Source organism: Chryseoglobus sp. 28M-23 (assembly GCF_014789785.1).
Taxonomy (GTDB): Bacteria; Actinomycetota; Actinomycetes; order Actinomycetales; family Microbacteriaceae; genus Microcella; species Microcella indica.
Genome location: NZ_CP061846.1, coordinates 1,182,971 through 1,209,360 on the forward strand (window position 1 = coordinate 1,182,971; position 26,390 = coordinate 1,209,360).

Here is a 26,390-nt window from a genome sequence, read left to right on the forward strand (position 1 = left end):
ACGCATGCCTGCACCTCGTGACAATGCGCTCCCATTTCGCTGAACGCGAAGACCCCGGCGGCGCGCGCGAGCCTGAGCGGTGTGGCGACGAGACCGCTCAGGGTGCGCGGAATAGGCTGACGGCGGTCGCGGCAGTCCTGCTCGACCGACCGTGTTCCCAGCAACGATCTCGCGAGGCGCTTTCCGTGGCCAGTTCCGACTACTCCGCTCGTCATCTCTCCGTGCTCGAGGGTCTCGAAGCCGTCCGCAAGCGCCCGGGCATGTACATCGGCTCGACGGACTCCCGTGGTCTCATGCACTGCCTGTGGGAGATCATCGACAACTCGGTGGACGAGGCGCTCGGCGGCCACGGGTCGACGATCGACCTCGTGCTGCACCCCGACGGCAGCGTCGAGGTGCGCGACAAAGCGCGCGGCATCCCCGTCGACATCGAGCCTCGCACGGGGCTGAGCGGCGTCGAGGTCGTCTTCACCAAGCTGCACGCCGGCGGCAAGTTCGGCGGGGGATCGTACGCCGCATCCGGTGGCCTGCACGGGGTGGGCGCCTCGGTCGTCAATGCGCTCTCGGAGCGGCTCGACGTCGAGGTCGATCGTGACGGCAAGACGTGGGCGATGTCGTTCCACCGCGGCGAGCCGGGCGTGTTCGACGACGGGCCGGAAGGTCCGCGCCCCGACGCCCCGTTCAGCCCCTTCGTCTCTGGCAGCGAGCTGCGCGTCGTGGGCAAGGTGGCGAAGGCGGTCACCGGCACGCGCATCCGCTACTGGGCCGACCCGCAGGTCTTCACGAAGGGTGCCGACTTCCTCACGGATGAGCTCATGTCGCGCGTGCGGCAGACGGCGTTCCTCGTGCCCGGCATCACGCTCACCGTGCGCGACGAGCGGCCGGAGGCGCCGGTCACCGAGTCCTTCCACTTCTCGGGAGGCATCAGCGAGTACGCCGACTACCTCGCTCCGGATGCTGCGCTCACGGATACGTGGCGCATCACCGGCAGCGGCACGTTCAGCGAGACGGTGCCCGTGCTCGACTCGCTGGGGCACATGACGCCGACCGAGCTCGAGCGTGAGTGCGTCGTCGACATCGCGCTGCGCTGGGGCACCGGCTATGACACGACCTTCCGCAGCTTCGTCAACATCATCGCGACTCCCAAGGGCGGCAGCCACCAGCTCGGTTTCGAGCAGGGACTGCTGAAGTTCCTCCGGGCCGAGGTCGAGAAGAACGCGCGCCGACTCAAAGCGGGCAACGACAAGCTCGAGAAGGACGACATCCTCGCGGGCCTCACGGCCGTCCTCACCGTCCGGATTCCCGAACCGCAGTTCGAGGGTCAGACGAAGGAGGTGCTCGGTACTCCCGCTGCGCGCGCGATCGTCGCGAAGGTCATCACCGAATCGCTCGCGGAGCGCTTCCGCTCGAGCAAGCGAGACGACAAGGCCCAGACGGGCCTCGTGCTCGAGAAGGTCGTCTCCGAAATGAAGAGTCGCATCTCGGCTCGAGCGCACAAGGAGACGCAGCGTCGCAAGAACGCGCTCGAGAACTCCTCGCTGCCGGCGAAGCTCGTCGACTGCCGCTCGAGCGACGTCGAGCAGAGCGAGCTGTTCATCGTCGAGGGCGACAGCGCTCTCGGCACGGCGAAGCTCGGGCGCGACAGCGAGTTCCAGGCTCTCCTGCCCATTCGAGGCAAGATCCTCAACGTGCAGAAGGCCTCGGTGAGCGACATGCTCTCCAACGCGGAGTGCGCGTCGATCATCCAGGTCATCGGCGCGGGATCGGGCCGCACCTTCGACCTCGCGTCGGCGCGCTACGGCAAAGTCATCATCATGGCTGACGCTGACGTCGACGGCGCCCACATCCGCACTCTCCTGCTCACGCTCTTCTTCCGCTACATGCGGCCCATGATCGACGAGGGGCGGGTCTTCTCGGCCGTGCCCCCGCTGCACCGCGTCGTCGTCATGAACCCGGGGTCGAAGCCCAACGAGACGGTGTACACGTACAGCGAGAAAGAGCTCGACGGCGTGCTCGCGGCACTCAAGAAGGCCGGCAAGCGCTACCAGGATCCGATCCAGCGCTACAAGGGCCTCGGTGAGATGGACGCCGATCAGCTCGCGGACACGACCATGAGCCGCCGGCACCGCACGCTGCGCCGGGTGCGCGTGACCGATGCCGAGGCGGCCTCGCGCATGTTCGAGCTGCTCATGGGCAACGAGGTGGCACCGCGCAAGGACTTCATCATCGCCGGGCAGGGTCTCGACCGAGACCGCATCGACGTCTGACGGGCACCGTGGCCGAGCGCTCGGCGTGAGCCCAGCATCCGCCCGCCCCGGAGACCCCGCGGAAGTACCTCCACAATTCAGGAGACCGCGCTCTGCAAGCCCCGCGACACGCCCGGGCCGACCCCCTGAGGGGAATCCCGCGATCACCACTCCTGAATTGTGGAGATCGGGATGCTCGGCGCGGGCCGAGCGGCGGATCGCAGCAGCGCGGGCTAGGCGACCGGGCGACCGACCGAGCCGATGACGGCGTCGAGCGGGGTGCCGGAGCCGTCGCGGCGGGAGCCTCCCTCGGGCAGTGCGCGCTGGGATCCGTCGGAGCCGACGGCGAGCGGGTCGGAACCCACCCAGGCGAGCTGCAGGGCATCCTCGCCCTTGAGGAAGGCGTGGCAGCGCACGCCGCCCGTCGCGCGGCCCTTGCCGGGGAACTCGGCGAAGGCCGACACCTTCGCGCGACCCGGGTCGGTGCCGGCGATCGTCTGGGTAGATCCACTGATCGTGACGACCTGCGCCCCGGCCGGGTCGATCGCGCCGAAGAAGATGACGCGCGCACCTGCGCCGAGCTTCATGCCCGTCATACCGCCCGCGGCGGCGCCCTGCGGACGCACGCTCGCGGCGCTGAAGTGCAGCAGCTGGGCTGCCGAGCTGACGAACACGAGCTCCGCAGAGTCGTCGGCTGGCGCGGCGCCCACGAGTTCGTCACCCGCCTTGAGGCCGATCACCTCGCCTTCGGGACGGCTCGGCAGCGACCCTGGCGCGAGGCGCTTGACCACGCCGTCCCGGGTGCCGAGCGCGAGCGGCGTGCTGCTCGCGGGATCCGCGATCGCGACGATGCGCTCCTTCGCGTCGGTCAGGCCGACGTAGTCGCGCAGCTTGGCGCCCGCGGCGAGCTGAACCGAGTTCGGGGGCACGCTCGGCAGGTCGACGGGCGTGAAGCGCACGAAGCGACCGCGGCTCGTGAGGGCGACGAGCTCGCCGCGCGTGGTGGAGTCGAGTGAGACCTGCACGGCATCGTGCTTGCTGCGGCGGGTGGGTCGGGTCACCGTCACGCCCTCGGCGAGGTCGACGCGCACGGCACGGCCGGTCGTCGAGAGCAGGACTCGGCACGGGGAGTCGGCGATCTCGAGCGAGACCGCCGAGGCGCCTCGACCGCGCGTGGTGGCGACCGACGGCGCGGCCTCGGTGAGGAGAGTTCGGCGCGGCGTGCCGAAGCGCTCGGCGGTGGCATCGAGCTCCTCGCCGACGACGGCGCGCACGCGAGCGGGGTCAGCGAGCAGTGCCTCGAGCTCGGCGATCTCGGCGCGCAGCTGATCGCGCTCGGCCTCGAGCTCGATGCGGCTGAACTTGGTGAGCCGCCGCAGCCGCAGCTCGAGGATGTACTCGCTCTGCACCTGCGAGAGGTCGAACACCTCCATGAGGCGCGTGCGCGCGGTGTCGGCGTCATCGGAGGAGCGGATGACCTGGATGACCTCGTCGATGTCGAGGATCGCGATGAGCAGGCCCTCCACGAGGTGCAGGCGCTCGCGTCGCCGGTCGAGACGGTAGCGGCTGCGCCGCGTGACGACCTCGATGCGGTGGTCGACGTAGACCTGCAGGAGCTCCTTGAGCCCGAGGGTCTTCGGCGATCCGTCGACGAGGGCGACGGCGTTGATCGAGAAGCCGTCTTCGAGCGGGGTGTAGCGGTAGAGCTGCTCGAGTACGGCCTGGGGGCTGAACCCCGTCTTGATGCCGATCACGAGCCGCAGGCCGTTGCGCCGGTCGGTGAGGTCGGTGACATCGCTGATGCCAGCGAGCTTCTTCGACTGCACGCCGTCCTTGATCTTCTCGATGACCTTTTCGGGCCCGACGAGGTAGGGCAGCTCGGTGACGACGATGCCGGTCTTGCGTGCCGTCACCGGCTCGATCGAGACCTTCGCACGCGTCTTGAAGCTGCCGCGCCCCGTCGCATAGGCATCGCGCACGCCGTCGAGGCCGAGGATCGTGCCCCCCGTCGGCAGATCCGGCCCGGGAACGAAGGCCATGAGGTCGTCGAGGCTCGCGTCGGGGTGGTCGAGCAGGTGGTGGGCAGCGGCAGAGACCTCGATGAGGTTGTGCGGCACCATGTTGGTCGCCATGCCGACGGCGATGCCGCTCGCGCCGTTCACGAGCAGATTGGGGAATGCGGCGGGCAGCACGGCCGGCTGGGTGAGCTGATTGTCGTAGTTGGGCACGAAGTCCACGACGTCCTCATCGAGGCTGTCGACCATCGCGAGGGCTTCCGCGCGCAGCCGCGCCTCGGTGTAGCGCGCGGCCGCGGGACCGTCGTCGAGGGAGCCGAAGTTGCCGTGGCCGTCGACGAAGGGCACGCGCATCGTGAAGTCCTGCGCGAGCCGCACGAGGGCGTCGTAGATGGCGGTGTCGCCGTGGGGGTGCAGCTTGCCCATGACCTCCCCGACGACGCGCGCCGACTTCACGTGACCCCGGTCGGGTCGCAGGCCCATCTCGGCCATCTGGTAGAGGATGCGACGCTGCACGGGCTTGAGCCCGTCGCGGGCGTCGGGCAGCGCGCGCGAGTAGATGACGCTGTAGGCGTATTCCAGGAACGAGCCCTGCATCTCGTCGGCGAGCTCGATGTCGTCGATGCGTTCGCCGTCGGGGAGGGGCTCGATCCCGCTCGGAAGGGTGGGGGATGGCGGAGTCATAGGATGGCGCCCATGCTACCGGCGCCTCGCTCCGATGCGGCGTCACTCGCCGACGTGTTGTCGGGTGCTCTCGCCTCGCTCACCGCACAGCCTTCGCGGCTCGCCCTGCCCGCGGCGCGCTCTGCCGCGGTGCTGCTCGCCGATGGCCTCGGGATGTCTGCCCTCCGCGCGCGCGCGGGCCATGCCCGGCGCCTCCTGGCCGCCATCCCACCCCGCGGGGGAGCCATCGACGCGGGCTTCCCGACGACGACCGCGTCGGCGTTGGCCTCGCTCACGACCGGCCTCGCCTCGGGTCGGCACGGCATGGTCGGCTACACCGTGCGCGATCCGCAGCGTGACGGAGTCGTGCAGCAACTCGGCCAATGGCCGTCCGATCTCGACCCGGTGCAGTGGCAGCCGCACACCACCCTCTTCGAGTCGGCCAGGGCGGCCGGCATCGACGCCGTCGTCGTCGCCGCCTCCCGCTACCGGGATACCGCGTTCACCGACGCCGTACTGCGCGGCGCGCGGTTCGTCATCGCGCCCACGATCGCCGAGCGCGTCGAGGCGACGATCGACCTGCTGGCCGGCGCTGAGCCCACGCTCGTCTACACGTACGTCCCGGAGCTCGACATGGCCGGTCACGCCTCCGGTGCCGAGTCGACCGCGTGGCTCTCGGCTCTCGAACAGCTCGATGCGGCTCTGGATGCTCTGACACGGCTTCCTCGCGGCACAGGCGCCCTGCTCACGGCCGACCACGGGATGATCGATGTGCCCGCCCACGCGAGGCTCGTCGTGCCCGCTGCGAGCGAGCTCTGGCGGGGAGTGCGCCACGTGGCGGGGGAGCCGCGGTGCCTGCAGCTGCACGTGGAGTCCGAGGGCGAGCTCGGCGGAGTGCTCGAGCGCTGGCGCGACGCGGAGAGCGGGCGCGCCTGGGTCGTGTCACGCGACGAGGCGATTGCCGCCGGATGGTTCGGCGGGCCTGTCGACGATCGGGTGCTCCCGCGCATCGGCGATGTCCTCGTGGCTGCTCGCGCGCGCATCGCGTACTACGACGAGCGACAGGCGACCCCCCGCGCCCTCGCCATGGTGGGCCAGCACGGCTCGCTGTCACCCGAGGAGATGCGCATCCCTCTCGCACGCTGGGGAGCGTTTGCGACCTGATGGTGCGACCGCAGGCTCGCGCCGGGACGGCTCAGGCGGGATCGTCGTCCGGGCGTGCGCCGAAGACGATCTCGTCCCAACTGGGCATGGCCGCCCGGCCACGGCGGCCTGCCGACTTCCTCGCCTCGGGTGCGGGGTCGTCGGTCGCATCGGAGTGCTCCGCGGACTCGGTCTGACCCGACACGGAAGTCTCGACGGGCGGCGCAGTCTCCTCGGGCGGATCGTCGAGAGGTATGTCGACGATCCTGATCGACCCGGTCGAGGGGTGTGCGGCGCGCGCGGACTCGCGATCCTCGTCCGGCGGGTGCGCCGACTCACGCTCGCCTCTGCGCTTGCGCAGTGCCTCGAGAAGGTCGGCGGTCTGGTTCATCGGCGAGTCGGAGTCGTTCTTCGCGGAGGTGTGAGGAGCGCTGGGCGCGCCGATGCGGGACGGCGCAGCGTCGGCGTCCGGATCGTCATCGAACTCGAAGGCGCCACTGTCGAACCGCGAGCTCGTCGCGCGGTCCTCGGCGGGTACCGCGCGCAGGCGCGGGACGACGCTCGCCGGTGCTTCGCCCTGCTGCGAGAGAGACTGCGCCTCGTGGTTGGCCGGCGCGAGCGACCCCTTCTTCGGGTCGAAGGTCCACTGCGCCTCACGAGCGACGTCGTCGTCGACGAAGCTCACCGCGAGCGTCCACTGGCCCGCGCGCTTCGCCGTCGTCCACCGCACGTCTCTTGCGGAGAGCTCGGCCAGGCGCTCGTCGATCACGGCGCCGAACGTCTGCAGCGCCCCGGTCTCGCCCTCGGCGGCGACCGCGACGGTGATTCCGCGCGCGGAGGCGATGACGTACTCGCGCTCAGCCAGGACGGGGCCTTCGAATCGCTCGATGTACTCGAGGGGCTCTCCGGTCGCCGCGGCGACCTCGGTCGCGGACTGCCCGGCGCGGATCGCCGCCTGGATGTCCTTCGGCCCGACACGATGCGCCGGCGCACCGGAGGGACGGTGCTGGCGCAGCGCCGCGTGCAGTCCCTCCGTGATGGGAATGCGGAAGCGATCGCCCGCGGAGGAGACCACGATCAGTGCGCCGTCCTCGGCGCCGACCACCGTGAGTTCATCCATGCGCAGGCCCTTTCCTCGTGCCGCGAGTGCGCCCAGCATCGCACGCTGGAGCCCCGCAGTCGGGGAATAGAGCGGGCGTGCCGTGCGTTTGGCGTGACAGCAGCGCCGCGGGGGCCCCGAGCATGCGGTTTGCGTTTCGGGCGACCATCCTGCAAACTGTGCGCGCCGAACGCGGCGCCCGAGCACCGACGAGAAGTGGAATGGCATGGCAACCGACTACGACGCCCCCCGCAAGACGGACGAGGAGACCGACTCGATCCAGGCCTTGCAGGAGCGGGTTCCCGACAAGATGTCGGGTGTCGTCGACGCCGACGATGCCGATAACCCTGGCTTCGAGCTCGCGGGCCAAGACCTCGCCGACCTCGACCTCGACGTCGTGGTGCTGCCGCCTCAAGCTGACGAGTTCACGTGCGTCAGCTGCTTCCTCGTCAAGCACCGTTCGCAGCTCGATCACCAGGAGAAGCTCGGCGCTATCTGCCGCGAGTGCGCGTGAGCTGATCCCCGGCCCCGCGGTCCGAGCTCAAGAATGACCCTCGGCCGCTGGCGCTGAGCTGATCGCGATGGCGAGATCCTCCGGTCGGCGGCTCGAGATGAGCCAATAGGGCGTCGGGTCGTCCGCATCGGCGATCTCGATGCGCACGACGGGGTCGACGTCGCCCCGCAGCAGAAGCCAGGCGCGAGCATCCAGACCGGGCCCGCGAGCCTGGCGCGCCTCCTCGCCGCGCGCGATCTCCACCGAGCCGAGGAGTCGCAGCGAAATGCGCGCACGCCCTGCCGTGAGCACACCCTCCGCGATCTCGATCACGGGAGCGAGCGCCCACAGGAGCAGGATGAGCCCGCCGCTCAGCACGACCCCCGTGACGACCCCGGCGGGCAGACTCACGGGTGCCAGGACGAGCATGCTCGCGGGGAGGGCGAGCAGCGCCACGAGGTGGAGCCAGGGGGAGGGGTGCAGTCGCTCTCGAAACACGGGCATACCCCTATTCGACCATGCACTAGCCTCGACGGCGTGCCCGCTACCACCGATGTGCTGCTGACTGGTTCACCGCTCCCCGCCTACGCTCACCCCGGTGACGCCGGGGCCGACCTCTGCGCAGCGGAGGCGGTCGTGCTCGAACCCGGCGAGCGCGCGACGATCGGAACAGGGTGCGCGATCGCGCTCCCCGACGGCTTCGCCGCCTTCGTCGTGCCGCGCAGCGGCCTCGCCTCGAAGCACGGCATCACGATCGTCAACTCGCCCGGCACCGTCGATGCCGGCTACCGGGGCGAGCTGCGCGTCACCCTTCTCAACACGGACGCGCGCGAGAGCTACTCGATCGCGGTCGGCGACCGCATCGCGCAACTCATCGTCTGGCCCGTCGTGCGGGCGCGCTTCGTTCCCGTGGAGTCTCTTCCCGGTTCGCATCGTGGTCAGCGCGGATTCGGCTCAACCGGCTACGGTGAGGGGCTGGAATCGACCGAAGGAGCCTCCGCGTGACCGATCCCCTGCTCGCCGACGGGCCGCTGCCCGACGACGCGAAGTCCGCCCCGGCCGACCGGGCCGAGTCCGGCCCTCTCGACGAGAGCGAGGCCAACGCGGTGCGGCCCTACGTCGATCTCGGCGGCGTGAAGCTCGTACCGCGCACCGATCTGCAGCTGCGCCTGGAGGTCGACGAGTCCAGCAAGCGCGTCGTGGCGGTGAGCATCGACTACAGCGGTTCGACCCTGCAGGTGCAGCCGTTCGCCGCGCCGCGGTCGAGCGGTCTGTGGCACGAGATCAGGGCGCAGATCGCCGAGCAGGTGCGGTCGCAGGGCGGTGAGGTGACCGAGCGCGAGGGCGCTTTCGGCCCCGAGCTCGTCGCACGCATTCCCGTCGCTGGAGGCGAGAGCGGCACGACCCGCCTCGCGCGCTTCATCGGGGTCGACGGCCCGCGCTGGTTCCTGCGCGGGGTCGTCGCGGGGCAGGGCGCGGCTGATGCCGCCGCCGCCGAGGCGATCGACGATGTCTTCCGCAGCATCGTCGTCGTGCGAGGGACAACACCGATGCCGCCGCGCGACCTGATTCCCCTCCACGTCCCCCAGGGGGCGACGGCTCCGGGCGCGCCGTCAGCGCCGACAGTCGGCTCGTGAGCGACGCTTCGACCCCGTCGCGCGACGAGCCTGCGGATCCGGATGTCCGCGCCGCCCTGACCGAGGCGGCGCGCCGCTCGGGTTTCGGCCGCGTCGAGCCTGGTGAGCGCCCCACCGCGCACGCTCTGTGGGGCGCCGTGGGCGGTGTGCGGGGCCTCATCGAGTCGCTTCTGCCCGGCTTCCTCTTCCTCATCGTGTTCACGATCACGCAGGAGGTCGCGCCCTCGGTGCTCGTGCCGCTCGGCATTGCGGTCGTCTTCGTGCTGGTGCGCGCGCTCACGCGCTCGCCGATCGCCCCCGCCGTCATCGGGCTCGTGGGCATCGGTCTGTCGGCCGGTCTCGCCCTGTGGACGGGTCGGGCGGAGGAGAACTTCCTTCTCGGCTTCGTGATCAACGGCGTGTGGCTCGCCGCGCTGCTCGTGAGCCTTCTCGTCCGTCGACCCCTCATCGGCGTCATCACGGCGCTGCTCACCGGTGATGCCGAGTGGCGGGCGGACCCGGCGAAGCGCACCGTCCTCACGGTCGCGACCTGGCTGTGGGTCGGGATGTTCGTCCTCCGGCTCGGCGTGCAGGTTCCCTTCTACGTGGCGGAGCAGGCGGCCGCCCTGGCGGCGACGAAGCTGCTCATGGGCTTGCCGCTCTACGCCGCAGTCCTGTGGGTCACGTGGCTCATGGTGCGTGCCGTGTATGCGCGCGGTGCCGCCTCGACGGCGCCGGCAGGCGATGCCGCGCCCGAGTGATAGTGTCTTTTTATCTCGACATCAAGATAAATAGCGCAGTGCGGCGCGGCGACTAGGCTGGCGGCGTGCTGGACGCGACGCCGTGGGCATTGGCGTCGCTACCATTTCGTGTAAGGAGACCTGACGTGTCTGCAGTGAACAGTTTCGACGCCCTCGACACCCTCGACGTGGCCGGTACCGAGTACCAGGTGTTCCGCATCGACAAGGTTCCCGGCTACGAGAAGCTTCCCTTCAGCCTCAAGGTGCTGCTCGAGAACCTGCTGCGCACCGAGGACGGCAAGAACGTCACCGATCAGCAGATCCGAGCGCTCGGTGCCTGGCAGCCGACCGCCGAGCCCGACACCGAGATTCAGTTCACGCCCGCCCGCGTGGTCATGCAGGACTTCACGGGCGTGCCCTGCATCGTCGACCTCGCGACCATGCGAGAGGCGGTCGCAGAGCTCGGGGGCGACCCGCACAAGATCAACCCGCTCGCGCCTGCAGAGCTCGTCATCGATCACTCCGTCATCGCCGACCTCTTCGGCACTGAGGACGCCCTGGAGCGCAACGTCGAGATCGAGTACGAGCGCAACGGCGAGCGCTACCAGTTCCTGCGCTGGGGCCAGACCGCGTTCGACGACTTCAAGGTCGTGCCGCCCGGCACGGGCATCGTTCACCAGGTCAACATCGAGCACCTCGCCAACGTCACGTACACGCGCGAGGTCGACGGTGCGCTGCGCGCCTACCCCGACACGTGCGTGGGCACCGACTCGCACACGACGATGGTCAACGGGCTCGGCGTGCTCGGCTGGGGAGTGGGCGGCATCGAAGCCGAGGCGGCGATGTTGGGCCAGCCCGTGTCGATGCTCATTCCCAAGGTCGTGGGCTTCAAGCTCACGGGATCGATCCCGACGGGCGTCACCGCGACCGATGTCGTGCTGACGATCACCGAGATGCTGCGCAAGCACGGTGTCGTCGGCAAGTTCGTGGAGTTCTACGGCGACGGTGTCGCCCAGGTTCCGCTCGCGAATCGCGCGACCATCGGCAACATGAGCCCCGAGTTCGGGTCGACCGCGGCAATGTTCCCGGTCGACGAGGTGACGCTGGACTACCTGCGCCTCACCGGCCGCTCCGAGAGCCAGGTCGCGCTCGTCGAGGCCTACTCGCGCATGCAGACGATGTGGCACGACCCGAGCGTCGAGCCCGTCTTCAGCGAGTACATCGAGCTCGACCTCAGCACGGTCGTCCCCTCGATCGCGGGACCCAAGCGCCCGCAGGACCGCATCGAGCTGACGAACGCGCAGACCGCCTTCGAGACGGTGCTCGGCGAGTACACCTCGACCGACCACTCCGGTGTCGACGCCGCCGTGGAGGGCACCTTCCCGGCCTCCGACCCCGTGGGCTTCACCCCTGACGACGAGGAGTCGGCGCACCGCATCGATCACCGCCACCGCTCGCAGGCCCCGCGCGCCGCGTCGAACCCGATCGACGTCACGGTCGACGGCAAGGAGTTCACGCTCGACCACGGTGCCGTGACGATCGCGGCGATCACGTCGTGCACCAACACCTCGAACCCCTCGGTCATGCTCGCGGCCGGCCTCCTGGCTCGCAACGCGGCGCGCAAGGGCCTTACGGCGAAGCCCTGGGTCAAGACGACGCTCGCTCCCGGCTCCAAGGTCGTGACCGACTACTACGAGAAGGCGGGTCTCACCGACGATCTCGAGGCGCTCGGCTTCTACACGGTCGGCTACGGCTGCACGACCTGCATCGGCAACTCTGGCCCTCTCGCCGACGAGATCTCGGCGGCGATCGCCGAGAAGGACCTCGCGGTCACGGCCGTGCTGTCGGGCAACCGCAACTTCGAGGGGCGCATCAACCCCGACGTGAAGATGAACTACCTCGCGAGCCCGCCCCTCGTCATCGCCTACGCGCTGGCCGGGTCGATGAACTTCGACTTCGAGAGCGACCCGCTCGGGCAGGACCAGGAGGGCAACGACGTCTACCTGCGCGACATCTGGCCCGAGGCGAGCGAGGTGCAGTCGACGATCGACTCCTCGATCGACACGAGCATGTTCACCCACCAGTACGCCTCGGTCTTCGAGGGCGATGAGCGCTGGAAGTCGCTGCCCACGCCCGACGGCGCGACCTTCGAGTGGGATGCCGACTCGACGTACGTGCGCAAGCCCCCGTACTTCGAGGGGCTCACGCTCGAGACGACGCCCGTCTCCGATATCGCGGGCGCCCGCGTGCTCGCGAGGCTCGGCGACTCGGTGACGACGGACCACATCAGTCCTGCCGGATCGATCAAGGCCGATTCGCCTGCGGGCCGCTACCTCACGGAGCACGGCGTCGACCGCAAGGACTTCAACTCCTACGGTTCTCGCCGCGGCAACCACGAGGTCATGATCCGCGGCACGTTCGCGAACATCCGCCTCCGCAACCAGCTGCTGGATGGTGTCGAAGGCGGCTTCACGAGGGACTTCACGAAGCCGGATGCTCCGCAGGCGTTCATCTACGACGCGAGCGAGAACTACCAGGCCGCGTCGATTCCTCTCGTCATCCTCGCCGGCAAGGAGTACGGCTCGGGCTCGAGCCGCGACTGGGCAGCCAAGGGCACGAGCCTGCTGGGCGTGAGCGCCGTGATCGCCGAGAGCTTCGAGCGCATCCACCGGTCGAACCTCATCGGCATGGGTGTGATCCCTCTGCAGTTCCCCGCGGGCGAGACCGCCGAGTCGCTCGGACTCGACGGCACCGAGGTCATCGCGATCTCGGGCATCGAGGAGCTCAACGAGGGCCGTACGCCCCGCACGGTGCACGTCGTCGCGACGCCGAGCGAGCACTCCGCGCAGGGCAAGGACACCGTGGAGTTCGATGCGGTCGTGCGCATCGACACGCCCGGCGAGGCGGACTACTACCGCAACGGGGGCATCCTCCAGTACGTGCTGCGCTCGCTCGTCTGAGCATGCCGAGGGCAGTCGCTCGGGGGCGCTCCGGGGCGTGCTGAACACCCATGGGGTGTTCAGCCATGGCCCGTGCGCCCTCGCGTAGAGTGACGTAATGGCACTACTCGAGTCCGTTCACGGCCCCCGCGATCTTGACCGTCTGACTCCCGCCGAGCTCGTGGAGCTCGCCGAGGAGATCCGGCGGTTCCTGGTCGCCGAGGTGTCGAAGACGGGTGGGCACCTGGGCCCGAACCTCGGAGTCGTCGAGCTCACGATCGGCATCCACCGCGTGTTCGATTCGCCACGCGACGCGATTGTCTGGGACACGGGCCATCAGTCGTACGTGCACAAGCTTCTCACCGGGCGACAAGACTTCAGTCGACTGCGCATGAAGGGTGGCCTGGCGGGGTATCCGCAGCGGGCCGAGTCGGAGCACGACATCGTCGAGAGCTCGCACGCGTCGAGCTCGCTGAGCTGGGCCGATGGTATTTCACGCGCGTTCTCGATGACCGGTCAGGGCGATCGGCACGTCGTCGCGGTCGTGGGCGACGGCTCGCTGACGGGCGGCATGACGTGGGAGGCCCTCAACAACATCTCGGACGACAACATCCGCAACCTCGTGATCGTCGTCAACGACAACGGCCGCTCCTACGCCCCGACCATCGGCGGGATGGCGCGCTTCCTCTCTGACGTGCGCACGCGGCGCTCGTACTACCGCTTCCGCCGCAGCACCGAGCGCGCCTTCGGGTACCTCGGCGCTCCGGGCCGCGCCGTCTATCGCGGCGTGCGCGGCGGCCTGCACGGCTTCCTCTCGCGCGTGAGCAACAACGAGTCGCTGTACAGCAACCTCGACATCAAGTACATCGGCCCGGTCGACGGGCACGACCTGGGCGACATGGAGCGCGCGCTGCGCCAGGCCAAGGAGTACGAGGCGCCCGTGATCGTGCACGCGATCACGCAGAAGGGCAAGGGATATGAGCCGGCCCTCGCCGACGTCGCCGACCAGTTCCACGCCGTGGGGCAGATCGACCCCGAGACGGGGGAGCCCGTGGAGTCGACGAGCAAGCCATCGTGGACGTCCGTCTTCGCGGACGAGATCGTGAGTCTCGCTGACCGCGACCGGCGCATCGTGGGCATCACGGCGGCGATGCTCCGCCCGACGGGTCTGCACAAGCTCGCCGAGAAGCACCCTGATCGCATCATCGACGTCGGCATCGCCGAGCAGCACGCCGTGACCTCCGCCGCGGGACTCGCCTACGGCGGGATGCACCCGGTCGTCGCGCTCTACGCGACCTTCATCAACCGCGCCTTCGACCAGGTGCTCATGGATGTGGCTCTGCACCGCGCGGGGGTGACGTTCGTGCTGGATCGCGCTGGAGTGACGGGGCCGGACGGCGCCAGTCACCACGGCATGTGGGACCTCGCGATCCTGCAGGTCGTGCCGGGTATCCGCCTCGCCGCCCCGCGGGATGCGGCGCGCTTGCGCGAAGAGCTGGCCGAGGCGGTCGCCGTCGACGATGCTCCGACCGTGCTGCGCTTCTCGAAGGGATCGGTCGGCACCGAGTTCGAGGCGGTTCGCCGCACGAGCGACGGCGTCGACGTGCTGCGGGAGGCCCCCCATAAGGACGTGCTCATCATCACCGTCGGCCCCATGGCCAAGATGGGTCTCGAGGTCGCCGAGCGCCTCGCAGACCAGGGCATCGGCGCGACCGTCGTCGACCCGCGGTGGGTCGTGCCCGTCGCGTCGAGCATCATCGACTTCGCGAGGGAGCACCGCATCGTCGTGAGCATCGAGGACGGCGTGCGCGTGGGCGGCATCGGTACCCGCATTCGTCAGGAGCTGCGCGCCGCGGGAGTGGACACGGCCGTCGACGAGCTGGGGCTGCCCGACGAGTTCCTGGAGCACGCGAGCCGCGACGAGATCCTCGAGCGCGTCGGCCTCTCCTCTCAGGCGATCGCACGCGATCTGGTCGCTCAGGTGCTGGGCACGCGCATCCCGGTGGCGCGCCCGCTGCCGGAGGACGCCTCGATCTCCGTCGACGAGGACGAGCGCTCGCGCTGAGCGGCGCCCGCCCTCCTCGCCGCTAGCGCACTCCGCGGATCGGCGGGTGATGGAAGGTGTCTCCGAACGCGCGCTCGGAGGCGCCGACCCGGTCGAGGAACGGCGTGATGCCGCCCATCTGGAACGGCCACCCGGCGCCGAGGATCATGCACAGGTCGATGTCCTCTGGCGCGGCGACGACGTCATCCTCGAGCATGCGGTGGATCTCGTCGGCGAGGCCGTCCTCGAGACGCTGCGTGAGCTCCTCGAGCGTCCACGGCGTCGCGTCCTTCGGGCGATGCTTCGCCACGATCGCGATCGCCTTCTTGTCGATGCCCTTCGCGTTGCCCTTGGCGTCCTTCTCCAGCAGCACTCCCGCATCGGCGAGCTCGTGGAGCGCGCGCGACTCGAAGAACCGCTCGGGGAACGCGCCGTGGTGGGTGTCGAGCACGTGGGCGCCGACCTTGAGCCCCACGAGGTCGAGCAGCACGAACGGGTCCATGGGGAGCCCGAAGTGGCGCTGCGCCTCGACGACGGTCTCGAAGGGCGTGCCGATCTCGACGGCGTGCATGGCTTCGCCGAGCAGCTTGGCGAGCACGCGGTTCACGACGAAGCCGGGGGAGTCGGCGGTGATGACGGCGTTCTTGCGCAGCTTCGCCGCGACGGCCATCGCGGTGGCGAGGCTTGCGTCGTCCGTGCGAGGAGCGTTGACGACCTCGATGAGCGGCATGACCGCCACGGGATTGAAGAAGTGGAAGCCCACGAGACGCTCGGGGTGCTGCAGCTTCTCCCCGATCCTCTCGACCGAGAGCGAGGACGTGTTGGTGGCGAGGATCGCCTCGGGGGAGACGATCGCTTCGATCTCCTCGAAGAGGTCCTGCTTGATCGTGAGCTCTTCGAAGACGGCCTCGATGACCCAGTCGCAGTCGGCGAAGTCCTTCTTGTCGATCGTGCCCGTGACGAGCGCCCGCAGTCGGTTGGCCTCGTCGCCGTCGATGCGCCCCTTCTGCTCGAGCGTGGAGATCTCGCCGCGAATGTAGTCGAGGCCCTTGTCGACGCGCTCCTGGTCGAGGTCGGTGATGACGACGGGCACCTGGAGCCTGCGCACGAAGAGCAGGGCGAACTGGCTGGCCATGAGACCGGCACCGAGCACCCCGACCTTGGCGATGGGCTTCGCGAGCTCCTTGTCAGGAGCGCCAGCGGGCTTCTTGGCGCGCTTCTGAACGAGATTGAACGCGTAGATCGAGGCGCGGAACTGGTCGCCGGAGACAAGATCGGCGAGGGCCTCGTCCTCGGCCGCAAAGCCTGTCGCCTTGTCGGTGTTCTTGGCGGCCTTGAGCAGGTCGAGAGCGACATAGGGGGAGCGAGCGACCGTGCCGATGCGCTTCTCGAGCATCGATCGCGCGATGCCGATCGCGGCATCCCACTTGACGGTGCGCTCGATCTTGCCTGGGGCGTTCTTGCGCTTGACCTTCGTCGCGCCCGTGATGACGCCGTCCGCCCAGCGGACCGAGTCCTCGAGGAAGGTCGCCGGACCGAACATGACATCCGCCATGCCGAGCTCGAAGGCTTCGGCAGGCTTGAGCGTCCGGTTGTTCTTGAGCGGGTTCTCGACGACGACCTTGAGCGCGTTCTCGATGCCGATGAGGTTGGGCAGCAGCCAGGCGCCTCCCCAACCGGGGATGATGCCGAGGAACACCTCGGGCAGGGCGAGAGCCGCCGCGCTCGAGTCGAGCGTGCGGTAGTCGGCGTTGAGCGCGATCTCCACGCCGCCACCGAGGGCGAGCCCGTTGATGAAGCAGAACGACGGGATGCCCAGCTCGCCCAGCTTGCCGAGCGCGTAGTGGCCCAGCTGGGCCATCTGGCGCCCCGCACCGTGGTTCGGGATGTCGCCGACCTTCGAGAGGTCGGCGCCCGCGGCGAGGATGAAGGGCTTGCCCGTGATGGCGAGGCCCTGAATCTCGCCGGCGGCGCCGCGCGACTTCTGCTCGTCGAGCACGCGCGCGAGCTCGAGGAGACCCAGCGGCCCCAGGGTGCTGGGGCGCGTGTGGTCGCGGCCGTTGTCGAGCGTCACGAGGGCGAGAGTGCCTCCGCTGGGCAGCGGGACGTCGTGCACGTAGGAGTGCGTGACGACCTCGTCGTCGCTCAGGGCGAGGAGCTCGGTGAACTGGTCGGCGGAGTACTGGCTGGTCGCAGGTGCAGACGGAGTCACTTCTTCTTCTTTCCGGTGTAGTGCGGGTTCTCCCAGATGACGGTGCCGCCCTGGCCGAGGCCGACGCACATGGCCGTGAGGCCGTACTGCACCTCGGGGTGCTCTTCGAACTGGCGAGCGAGCTGGATCATGAGGCGCACACCCGAGCTGGCGAGCGGGTGGCCGAAGGCGATGGCACCGCCCCAGGGGTTGACGCGGGGGTCCTCGTCGTCGACGCCGAAGTGATCGAGGAAGCTCAGTACCTGGACCGCGAAGGCCTCATTGAGCTCGAACAGTCCGATGTCGTCGATCGACAGCCCGGCCTTGGCGAGCGCCTTCTCGGTCGAGGGGATGGGGCCGATGCCCATGACCTCGGGGGCGACGCCCGCGAAGGCGAAGCTCACGAGGCGCATCTTGGTCGAGAGCCCGAGCTCTTTGGCCGCATCGGCACTCGCGAGCATGCTCACGGTGGCGCCGTCCGTGAGAGGCGAGGCGTTGCCCGCGGTGACACGACCGTGCGGGCGGAAGGGCGTCTTGAGACCCGCGAGACCCTCCATGGTCGTCTCCGGCCGCAGGCCCTCGTCCATCGTCGCGAGACCGTAGCCGCTCTCGCTGCGCAGGGCGACGGGGATGAGGTCCGGCTGGATCTTGCCCGCCTCGTAGGCGGCCGCCACCTTCTGCTGGCTGCGCATCCCGTAGCGGTCGGAGCGCTCCTTGGTGAGCGAGGGGAAGCGGTCGTGCAGGCGCTCCGCGGTGATGCCCATGTTGAGAGCATCGGCGCTCACGAGCTTCTCGGCGAGGAAGCGCGGGTTCGGGTCAGCGCCGAGCCCCATCGGGTGCCTGCCCATGTGCTCCACACCGCCGGCGATCGCGACGTCGTACGCGCCGAAAGCGATGCCGCCTGCGGTGGTCGTGACCGACGTCATCGCCCCCGCGCACATGCGGTCGATCGCGAAGCCGGGAACGGAGAGCGGCAGCCCCGCAAGGATCGCGGCCGTGCGACCGAGCGTGAGGCCCTGATCGCCCTGCTGCGTCGTCGCGGCGATCGCCACGTCGTCGACGCGCTCCTTCGGCAGGGAGGGGTTGCGCTCGAGCAGCCCGATCATCGCCTTGACGATGAGGTCATCAGCTCGGGTGCCCCAGTACATTCCCTTCTCGCCCGCGCGACCGAACGGGGTGCGCACCCCGTCCACGAATACAACGTCGGCTCGCTTGGCCACAGTGCCTCCCAGTGCGATGGTGGTGCTCGATCGAATGTCTGCGCCCAGCCTAGGGAGAGCGGCTGGGGGCGCTCACATCGCCTGCGTCTTCCTACGAATCCTCCGCGGGCGCCTCGGCGAGGGCTTGGTGGGCATCCACAAAGGCTTGGGCGATCGGCTGTGCAGTCGCGGCAATCTGCCAGGGCCGCGCGCCCAGCTCCTCAAGCCGCTCGGCGAGGGCGCGCTCGCCCGCGTCGCCGGGCGGCGACCAGGCCAGGCGGCGCACGTGATCGGGCGTGAGGAGGTTCTCGAGGGGCAGCTGGTACTCCTCGGCGACGGAGGTGAGGGCCTGTCGCGCGGCCTTGAGCCGGGCATCCGCCTCGGGGTTGCGGTCGCTCCAGGCGCGCGGGGGCGGTAGCGAGTCATCCCGCACGCGCAGGGCGGGCAGATCGTCGGTCGCCAGACCCGTGGCGATCGCCGCCCACCAGCGATCGAGCTGCGATCGGCTGGCACGGCCGTGGAAGCCCGAGAGGCTCGCGAGCTCGCCCTTCGAGGCGAGCGTCGCCTTCGCCGCCGTCACGATCGAGGAGTCCGGCAGGAGACGACCCGGAGCCGTGTCGACCTCCTGCGCATACTCGTCGCGTGCGCGCCAGAGCTCTCGAGCGACCGCGAGCCCCCGCTGACCGCGCACCGAGTGCAGGCCGGAGAGGCGGCGCCAGGGCTCGGCGCGCGGTTCTGGCGCCTCCCGCTCGAGAACGGCGGTGAACTCCTCCTGCGCGAGCACCATCTTGCCCTGCTCGGCGAGGCGCGTCTCGATGACGTCGCGTACGTCGAGCAGCAGCTCGACATCGAGCGCGGCGTAGGTGAGCCACGAGGCGGGAAGGGGACGCGTGGACCAGTCGGCGGCCGAGTGCTCCTTCGCGAGGTGCAGACCGAGGGTCTCCTCGACGATCGCTCCGAGCCCTACACGCGGGTACCCCGCGAGGCGGGCGCCCAGCTCGGTGTCGAAGATCTCGTGAGGTTCGAGACCCAGTTCGCGCAGGCACGGGAGGTCCTGGCTCGCGGCGTGCAGCACCCACTCCTCGTGACCGATCGCGTCCTGCAGCTCGGCGAAGGAGCCGATCGCGGGCGGATCGAAGAGCATGGCCTCCGTGCCGCGCCGGAAGACCTGGATGAGGTACGCGCGCTGGGAGTAGCGGAACCCGCTCGCCCGCTCCGCGTCCACGGCGACGGGGCCCGAGGCTGCGCGCAGTCGGTCGACGGCGGCGAGGTAGTCCTCCCGAGAGTCGATCACGCGCGGGCTCGACGCCGGCGTCGCGCGCGGCAGCGGCGCGGTCTCCTGCTCGGGCGGCGCGTCCTCCTGCTCAGTCACGCGGTGCCCGTCTCGGCGGCAGCACCGCCACACCCTCGGGCGCCGGCGGGTAGCCAGCGACCATGCACAGCAGCTCCGCCCAGCCCTCGACGTGCGGCCGCAGATCGGTGTCCAGGGGGCTCCAGCTCGCGCGCAGCTCGAGCTGCGCGCCGCTGCCCTGCTCGGCGAGCTCGCCGTACCCGGTCGAGAGCACCTTCGTGGCCGTGCCGCTGATGGCGGTGTAGGCGGCCCCGCGCGCGCCCAGTGCGTCCACGAGCCAGGACCACGCGACATCCGCGACGAACGGGTCGAGGCCGATCTCGGTCTCCAGGGGAGCCTGGGCGAAGGCCACGACGCGCACCGGCCCGCCCCAGCCCTCCGGCTCCTCAGGGTCGTACAGGATCACGATGCGCCCGGTGCCGAGGTCGGAGTCGTCAGCGTGCCGGGCGGGATTCACGTCAGCTGCGAAAGCGATCGAGTAGGGAGCGAGACCCGTCGGCGCGGGAATGTCGCGCACGTCGAGCTCGTCGCGCAGCGACGACCGGTCGATCGAGGCGACGAGCGAGTCGAAGATCGCTCCCGGCGTCGGAGCGGAGGTCGTGGCGGGAGGCACGAGTGCAGACTAGGCGCTCTTGCTAGGTTGACGGCGTGAGACTCGCCGTTCTGCCGCGCCGCGCCGCCCCCACTCCGATCGTGGAGGAGTGCTGATGTCGAGCCTGCGGGGATCGTGGGCACGGGCATCCCTCGCGATCGCCGCCGTCGGCCTCGCCGTCACGGGCGCCGCCGCGGTCGCCCTGGCCGTCTCCGTCGCGCGTCGTGTGGTGACGCCCCCGACGGTGCGCGAGGAAGACGTGCGCATCCTCGCGGTGGACGAGCGGGCGGGCACTCTGACCCTCGCGCCGACGCCCGAGACGGTCGTGCCCGGCCGGTACGGCATGTGGTTCTCGCGCGACGCCGGCTATCTGCGCGTCGGCACGGTGCTGAGCGCGGATGACCACGCGGTCGTGCGCCGCCTCGAGAGCGTCGTGCACGGCACGCTGGGCGAGGCGACCAGAGGGCGCTGGAGCGGCTGGTACTACCTGCAACCGGAGGAGCTCGGCCTGCCCTTCGTGGAGGCGTCCGTGCCGACCGAGCTCGGCCCGGCGCCAGCGTGGCGCTTTCCCGCGCCCGACGCGGCCGAGCAGGGCGTAGGGCGCTCGCGATGGGTGATCCAGATGCACGGGCGCGGGGTCACGCGCTCGGAGCCGCTGCGCGCCGTGCCCGTCTTCCACGAGCTCGGCTTCACGAGTCTCCTCATCAGCTACCGCAACGATGGCGAGGCGCCCGCCAGCCATGATGGTCGCTACTCTCTCGGCGACTCCGAGTGGCGCGATCTCGAGGCCGCCGTGCTGTTCGCCCGTGAGCAGGGAGCGCAGCGCATCCTCGTCATGGGGTGGTCGATGGGGGGAGCGTCGACGCTGCAGTTCGTCACGCGATCGGAGCTGTCGAGCGCGGTCGAGGGGATCATCCTCGAATCGCCCGTGGTCGACTGGATCCGCGTGCTGCACGCGCAGGCGGCGCAGCAGGGCCTGCCCGACTCCGTGCGCTCCGTCGCGCTCGGCGTGCTCGGCAGCGAGTGGGCTTCCGGCTGGGCGGGACGATCGGAGGCCATCGACTTCGACAGGCTCGACCTCGTGGAGCGCGCGAGCGAGCTGCGCACGCCGACGCTCATCCTCCACAGCGACGGCGACACGTTCGTGCCGATCGACGGCAGCCTCGCCCTCGCCCGCGCACGGCCCGACATCGTGCGCCTCGAACGGTTCATCATGGCGCGGCACACGCGGCTGTGGAACTACGACTCGCGGCGATGGGAGCGCGCCATCCGCGCGTGGGTCAGCGCTCTGGGCTGAGGCCCCAGCGCCCGTAGAGCACGCCGGCCTCGTCGACGAGCAGGAGGCGGGGCGTCGCGTGCAGGGAGACGGCGGCATCGATGATCGGGATGCCCGTCCCCGCGATCCTCGGAACGACCGTGAGGCAAAGCTCGTCCACGAGGTGCTCGGCGAGCAGGCTCGAGGCGAGCGCGGGTCCGCCCTCCGCGACGATGCGGTGCAGGCCGCGCTCGCGCAGAGCGGCGAATACGGTCTCGAGGGGGAGCGGGCCCGAGTCGTCTCCCTCCAAGACGAGCACATCGTGAGGAGTCGTGGCCAGGGTGCGCCGCGCACGCTCGGCGCCGCGGGGGGTCGTGACCACGAGAACGTCGGCCCGCGGCTCGCCCTCGCGCGTGGTGGTCGAGTCGAAGCCGTGGCCGGTCAGGTCGCCGCTCCCGCTCAGCACGACGAGGGGAGTGCGACGGGGGCGGCCGAGGGACTCGGTGCGCACCGTGCTCGCCCCGACGAGCACGGCATCCGCGCTCTGACGGATCACGCCGAGGATCATGCGATCGGTGCGCGTCGTGAGCGTCTCGGAGGTGCCGTCGTTGCCGGCCGCGCGACCGTCGAGGGTCGTCACGAGGTTCAGGCGCACGGACGAGCCCGGGTCAGGCTCGTAGTCGTCCAGCAGTGCTTGGCGTGCGCCGGGAGCATCCGGGTCGACGCTCGCTCCCGGGGGTAGGACGCGCTGCAGGCTCACGCCGCAGACTTCTCGCGCACCTGGCGCTGGATGCGCCCGAGCATGCCCGTCATGCCGCGCAGCCGCAGCGGGCTCACGGCCGAGGTCAGGCCGAGGTCGAAGGCAAAGTCGGCGGGCACGGCGAGCACGGCGTCGACCGAGAGTCCGCTGAGACCCTGCACGAGGATCGAGGCGAAGCCGCGCGTGGTGGGTGACTCCGCGGGTGCCGTCGCGTGCACGTGCACGATGCCCCCGCCCACGTCGACGAGAAGGAAGACCGGCGACTGGCACTCTTCGACGCGCTCGAACAGGTCGGTGCGGTCGCGGTGCTCGGGCGGCAGCTCGGGCAGCTCGTTCGAGAACTCGAGCAGAAGCTGCAGGCGGTCCTTCTCCCCGAGCGCGTGGAAATCGTCACGGATCTCGGCGAGGGAGTCGGGAAGTGCGGTGCTCACGGCTCCACGCTATCGGGCGGGAAGCTCGCCGGGCTCGGCGCCCGTCGTGATGGGCACGCGCACGGCGCTGCCCCACTCGGTCCACGAGCCGTCGTAGTTGCGCACGCGCGGCACGCCCAGGAGGTGCGTGAGCACGAACCAGGTGTGGCTCGACCGCTCCCCGATGCGGCAGTACGCGATGACGTCCTCCGCCTCGCCGATCGCCGCCTCGTCGCGGTAGATCGCGGCGAGCTCCTCGGCCGAGCGGAACGTGCCATCCTCCGCGGCGGCGCGTGCCCAGGGCACGCTGCGCGCGGTCGGGATGTGGCCGCCGCGCAGGGCGCCCTCGTCGGGGTAGGCGGGCATGTGGGTGCGCTCCCCGCTGTACTCCTCGGGCGAGCGCACGTCGATGAGGGGCTTGCCGAGGTGGGCGAGCACGTCCTCCTTGAAGGCGCGAATCTCCTCGTCGTGGCGCTCGACGACGGGGTAGTCGGTGGGCACGGGGGAGGGGTGCTCGGTGGTGAGGGCGCGACCCTCGGCGATCCATCGGTCGCGTCCGCCGTCGAGCAGGCGAACGTCCTCGTGCCCGAAGAGGGTGAAGACCCACAGCGCGTACGCGGCCCACCAGTTGCTCTTGTCGCCGTAGACGATGATCGTGGCGTCTCGGTCGATGCCCTTGGCGCTCATGAGCCGGGCGAATCCTGCACCGTCGATGTAGTCGCGCACCACGGGATCGTTGAGCTCGGTGTGCCAGTCGACCTTGACCGCACCGGGGATGTGCCCCGTCTCGTAGAGAAGGACGTCCTCATCGCACTCCACGATCACGAGACCCGGGGTCTGGAGGTTCTGCTCGAGCCACGCGGTCGTGACGAGTCTCTCGGGGTGCGCATAGGACTGCAGCTTGGCGTCGGGGTCGATGGGAGCGGTCATGGGAGCCTCTCGAGTGGGTGGTACCGGGGTGCGGGGCGACGGCGGGCCGGCGCCGGGACGGTAAACTGGGGTCCACCGCCCACCGACGAATCTACGCACTCCGACTGGGCGTCGCCCGCAGGGTCAGCCATCAGTCAGGCATCGGAGTGCGGCACCCAGAGGTAGTGGCGGAATGAACGCGGAGAACACCACGGCGAGCGCCACGCGGCTCGTCGACCGGCATCCCGGGATGACCGCTTCCGAGCTCGTGGAGCATCTGGTGCCGCCGCGCCAGTTCGCCGCCGCGAGCTTCGACAACTACATTCCCGACGATCGCTACCCCTCGCAGGCGGCAGCGGTGGAGACGATGCGTGCTTTCGCTCAGGGTGGTGGGTCGGGTCGCGGCGGTGGACTCTTCCGCCGCCGCGCCGCAGAGCCCGTGGAGCGCCCCGGCGTCTACCTCGACGGCGGGTTCGGGGTGGGCAAGACCCACCTTCTCGCCGCGCTCTGGCACGCGACGACGGGACGTACCTTCTTCGGCACCTTCATCGAGTACACGGCGATCGTGGGGGCGCTCGGCTATCGCGAGGCCGTTGAGCACTTCCGCGGCGCAGCGCTCATCGCGATCGACGAGTTCGAACTGGACGATCCGGGCGACACGATGGTGATGTCGCGACTTCTCGGCGAGCTCGTGGCGAGCGGCACGCGCATCGCGGCCACGTCGAACACCCCGCCTCACGCGCTCGGCGAGGGTCGCTTCGCCGCGCAGGACTTCCTGCGCGAAATCCACGCTCTCGCCGATCGCTTCACGACCGTGCGCATCGATGGGGAGGACTACCGCAAGCGCGACATCGAGGGGCACGCGGTGACGCTCGACGACGAGGCCTTGCACTCGCGCGTGAGCGCGCACGACGGCACCGTGACCGTGGACCCGTTCGCCGACATCCTGCGACACCTGTCGACTGTCCACCCGAGCCGCTACATCGGGCTCATCCGCGACGTCGACGCCGTCGCGATGACCGACGTCGCCGAGCTGCGCTCGCAGGCCGACGCCCTGCGGCTCGTGGCGTTCGTCGATCGGCTGTACGACGCCCAGATCCCGATCTTCGCGACGGGGGTGCCGCTCGACCAGGTCTTCCCCGACGACATGCTCGCGGGCGGGTACCGCAAGAAGTACCTGCGCGCCACCTCCCGCATGATCGCGCTCACCTCCGCCTGACCGGCCCCAGCAGCGGCCCTTTTCCGACGCCCGAGCGCTTCCTCCCGACACCGTGACGACGAAAGCGACCATGAAGACTCACTCCTCGCCGACGACCCCTCCTGCCCCGCTCTCGCCGGGAGAGGAGCGCTACCGCGAATCCCTGTGGATCGAGAGGATCCTCAGCAGAGAGACGGTCGGTGGTGTGCTGCTGCTCGCCGCGACGGTGCTCGCGCTCATCGTGGCGAACTCGCCGATCGCCGGCGACTACTTCGGCTTCCGCAGTACCTACCTGCAGGTGAGCTTCGGCGACCTGTTCTGGGAGATCTCAGTCGGCAAGATCGCCGCAGACGGCCTGCTCGCGATCTTCTTCTTCCTGGCCGGCCTCGAGCTCAAGCGAGAGTTCGTCGCAGGCGAGCTGCGCGACCCGCGCAAGGCGCTCGTGCCCGTTGTCGCGGCCGTCGGCGGCGTCGTCGTGCCCGCGGTGATCTTCTGGGTCATCGCGCGCAATGAAGGGCCGGAGATCCTGCGCGGCTGGGCGATCCCCGTCGCCACCGATATCGCCTTCGCTCTCGCGGTGCTCGCGGTCGTCGGCACCGCACTGCCGATGGCGCTGCGCACCTTCCTGCTGACCCTCGCGGTCGTCGACGATCTGCTCGCGATCGGCATCATCGCGTTCTTCTACACCGACGACCTCGCGCCGTGGTACCTCGTCGGGTCGTTCGCGATGCTCGCGGTGTACGGCCTGCTCGCGCAGCGCTATCAGGAGTTCTTCCACTTGCGCGCGGCGGCGGCATGGCTCATCCTCCTCCCGATCGGCGTCATCGTCTGGTTCCTGATGTTCTCGTCCGGCGTGCACGCGACGGTCGCCGGCGTGCTTCTCGCGTTCACGGTGCCGGTGCGCCGCAAGGGAGGGGACGAGGATGGCCTCGGCCCGCGCGCGGGCCTCGCCGAGATCTTCGAGCACCGGTATCGCCCGCTGAGCGCGGGTGTCGCCGTCCCGGTCTTCGCGTTCTTCTCGGCAGGAGTCGCGGTCGGAGGCTGGGACGGGTTCGTCGGCGCGATCACGAGTCCTCTCGCGATCGGCATCGTGGTCGGTCTCGTGGTCGGCAAGACGGTGGGGATCACTCTCGCGACGTGGCTCGTGACGCGCCTGCCGGGCTTCTCCCTGCCTCGAGGCATCCAGTGGGTCGATCTGCTGGGGCTCTCGCTGCTCGCCGGCATGGGCTTCACGGTGTCCCTCCTCATCAGCGAGCTCGCCTTCGAGCAGGGCAACCCCTTGGACGATGTCGGCAAGGTGGGCATCCTCATCGGGTCGCTCATCGCCGCCGCCCTTGCCGCCGTGCTGCTCGGCAGCCGCAATCGGCGCTATCGCCGCCAGCTGGCGCAGGAGCAGGTCGACGTCGACGGTGACGGCATTCCCGACGTCTACCAGAAAGACACGGCGACGTCATAGCCGCACATCGGCCGCGCGAAACGCGATGTTTACCTGCGGCCCATGGGCGTAACACTGGTGAAACAATCCGA

At 69.9% G+C, this 26,390-nt stretch carries 21 protein-coding genes; 11 read left to right on the plus strand and 10 right to left on the minus strand.

Translation table 11 applies throughout. The annotated features are described in order from the left end of the window. The first annotated feature begins 185 nt into the window (after positions 1-185). Positions 186-2,267: a DNA gyrase/topoisomerase IV subunit B gene (locus IE160_RS05755; RefSeq protein ID WP_191151900.1), complete on the plus strand. Its 2,082-nt coding sequence runs from the start codon at positions 186-188 to the stop codon at positions 2,265-2,267. 212 nt (positions 2,268-2,479) lie between these two features. On the opposite strand, the gene IE160_RS05760 is transcribed toward IE160_RS05755, so the two are convergent. Continuing rightward, positions 2,480-4,945, minus strand: a complete 2,466-nt coding sequence (locus IE160_RS05760) for a DNA gyrase/topoisomerase IV subunit A (RefSeq protein ID WP_179873728.1) — start codon at positions 4,943-4,945, stop codon at positions 2,480-2,482. A 12-nt stretch (positions 4,946-4,957) separates the two neighbouring features. On the opposite strand from IE160_RS05760, the gene IE160_RS05765 reads away from it, so the two are divergent. Next, entirely contained in the window at positions 4,958-6,088 is a 1,131-nt protein-coding gene (locus tag IE160_RS05765) for an alkaline phosphatase family protein (protein WP_224744599.1), read from the plus strand. 31 nt (positions 6,089-6,119) lie between these two features. On the opposite strand, the gene sepH is transcribed toward IE160_RS05765, so the two are convergent. Then, positions 6,120-7,187, minus strand: coding sequence for a septation protein SepH (sepH, locus tag IE160_RS05770; RefSeq protein ID WP_179873730.1), 1,068 nt, complete (start codon positions 7,185-7,187; stop codon positions 6,120-6,122). Between the two features lie 205 nt (positions 7,188-7,392). Between sepH and IE160_RS05775 the strand changes: the two genes are divergently transcribed. Further along, positions 7,393-7,680, plus strand: a complete 288-nt coding sequence (locus tag IE160_RS05775; RefSeq protein WP_152582930.1) for a DUF4193 domain-containing protein — start codon at positions 7,393-7,395, stop codon at positions 7,678-7,680. 27 nt (positions 7,681-7,707) lie between these two features. On the opposite strand, the gene IE160_RS05780 is transcribed toward IE160_RS05775, so the two are convergent. Continuing rightward, positions 7,708-8,157 carry a DUF3093 domain-containing protein gene (locus tag IE160_RS05780; RefSeq protein ID WP_431356478.1) on the minus strand — a complete coding sequence of 150 codons (450 nt, stop codon included), beginning with the start codon at positions 8,155-8,157 and terminating at the stop codon, positions 7,708-7,710. A gap of 39 nt (positions 8,158-8,196) precedes the next feature. Between IE160_RS05780 and dut the strand changes: the two genes are divergently transcribed. From dut to dxs, 5 genes are all read left to right on the plus strand, one after another. Further along, positions 8,197-8,664, plus strand: a complete 468-nt coding sequence (dut, locus tag IE160_RS05785) for a dUTP diphosphatase (protein ID WP_191151901.1) — start codon at positions 8,197-8,199, stop codon at positions 8,662-8,664. After that, positions 8,661-9,296, plus strand: coding sequence for a DUF3710 domain-containing protein (locus tag IE160_RS05790; protein ID WP_152582927.1), 636 nt, complete (start codon positions 8,661-8,663; stop codon positions 9,294-9,296). The genes dut and IE160_RS05790 overlap by 4 nt, the downstream gene beginning before the upstream one ends. Continuing rightward, entirely contained in the window at positions 9,293-10,036 is a 744-nt protein-coding gene (locus tag IE160_RS05795) for a DUF3159 domain-containing protein (protein ID WP_152582926.1), read from the plus strand. Before IE160_RS05790 ends, IE160_RS05795 begins: the two co-directional genes overlap by 4 nt. Before the next feature lie 125 nt (positions 10,037-10,161). Further along, positions 10,162-12,975, plus strand: coding sequence for an aconitate hydratase AcnA (gene acnA / locus IE160_RS05800; protein ID WP_191151902.1), 2,814 nt, complete (start codon positions 10,162-10,164; stop codon positions 12,973-12,975). Between the two features lie 97 nt (positions 12,976-13,072). Then, positions 13,073-15,019 carry a 1-deoxy-D-xylulose-5-phosphate synthase gene (gene dxs, locus IE160_RS05805; RefSeq protein ID WP_191151903.1) on the plus strand — a complete coding sequence of 649 codons (1,947 nt, stop codon included), beginning with the start codon at positions 13,073-13,075 and terminating at the stop codon, positions 15,017-15,019. Positions 15,020-15,041: 22 nt separating this feature from the next. Here dxs and IE160_RS05810 read toward each other — a convergent pair whose 3' ends face one another. The 4 genes from IE160_RS05810 to IE160_RS05825 form a co-directional block, all read right to left on the minus strand. Next, positions 15,042-17,210, minus strand: a complete 2,169-nt coding sequence (locus IE160_RS05810; RefSeq protein ID WP_191151904.1) for a 3-hydroxyacyl-CoA dehydrogenase NAD-binding domain-containing protein — start codon at positions 17,208-17,210, stop codon at positions 15,042-15,044. After that, positions 17,207-18,409, minus strand: coding sequence for a thiolase family protein (locus IE160_RS05815; protein ID WP_179873736.1), 1,203 nt, complete (start codon positions 18,407-18,409; stop codon positions 17,207-17,209). The genes IE160_RS05810 and IE160_RS05815 overlap by 4 nt, the downstream gene beginning before the upstream one ends. 91 nt (positions 18,410-18,500) lie before the next feature. Beyond that, entirely contained in the window at positions 18,501-19,715 is a 1,215-nt protein-coding gene (locus tag IE160_RS05820) for an HRDC domain-containing protein (protein ID WP_431356481.1), read from the minus strand. A 37-nt stretch (positions 19,716-19,752) separates the two neighbouring features. Continuing rightward, the gene (locus tag IE160_RS05825) at positions 19,753-20,352 is read right to left on the minus strand and encodes a DUF3000 domain-containing protein (protein ID WP_431356479.1); all 600 of its coding nucleotides are present in this window, start codon (positions 20,350-20,352) and stop codon (positions 19,753-19,755) included. Between the two features lie 94 nt (positions 20,353-20,446). On the opposite strand from IE160_RS05825, the gene IE160_RS05830 reads away from it, so the two are divergent. Beyond that, on the plus strand, positions 20,447-21,628 hold the full coding sequence (locus IE160_RS05830; RefSeq protein WP_179873737.1) for an alpha/beta hydrolase family protein: 1,182 nt from the start codon (positions 20,447-20,449) through the stop codon (positions 21,626-21,628). On the opposite strand, the gene IE160_RS05835 is transcribed toward IE160_RS05830, so the two are convergent. Genes IE160_RS05835 through IE160_RS05845 form a run of 3 tightly spaced genes read right to left on the minus strand, consistent with a single transcriptional unit; the run spans position 21,612 to position 23,686 of the window. Further along, positions 21,612-22,346 (minus strand): dihydrofolate reductase family protein, encoded by a 735-nt coding sequence (locus tag IE160_RS05835; protein WP_179873738.1) that lies wholly within the window; start codon positions 22,344-22,346, stop codon positions 21,612-21,614. The genes IE160_RS05830 and IE160_RS05835 overlap by 17 nt on opposite strands. Beyond that, the gene (locus IE160_RS05840; protein WP_179873739.1) at positions 22,343-22,777 is read right to left on the minus strand and encodes a SufE family protein; all 435 of its coding nucleotides are present in this window, start codon (positions 22,775-22,777) and stop codon (positions 22,343-22,345) included. The genes IE160_RS05835 and IE160_RS05840 overlap by 4 nt, the downstream gene beginning before the upstream one ends. A gap of 9 nt (positions 22,778-22,786) precedes the next feature. After that, positions 22,787-23,686: a sulfurtransferase gene (locus tag IE160_RS05845; protein ID WP_191151905.1), complete on the minus strand. Its 900-nt coding sequence runs from the start codon at positions 23,684-23,686 to the stop codon at positions 22,787-22,789. A 172-nt stretch (positions 23,687-23,858) separates the two neighbouring features. On the opposite strand from IE160_RS05845, the gene zapE reads away from it, so the two are divergent. Continuing rightward, complete coding sequence (gene zapE / locus IE160_RS05850; protein WP_191151906.1) at positions 23,859-24,884, plus strand: cell division protein ZapE; 1,026 nt, start codon at positions 23,859-23,861, stop codon at positions 24,882-24,884. Positions 24,885-24,954: 70 nt separating this feature from the next. Continuing rightward, a complete protein-coding gene (nhaA, locus tag IE160_RS05855) occupies positions 24,955-26,319 on the plus strand; it encodes a Na+/H+ antiporter NhaA (protein WP_179873742.1) in 1,365 nt (454 codons plus the stop codon). Positions 26,320-26,390: the final 71 nt, after the last annotated feature.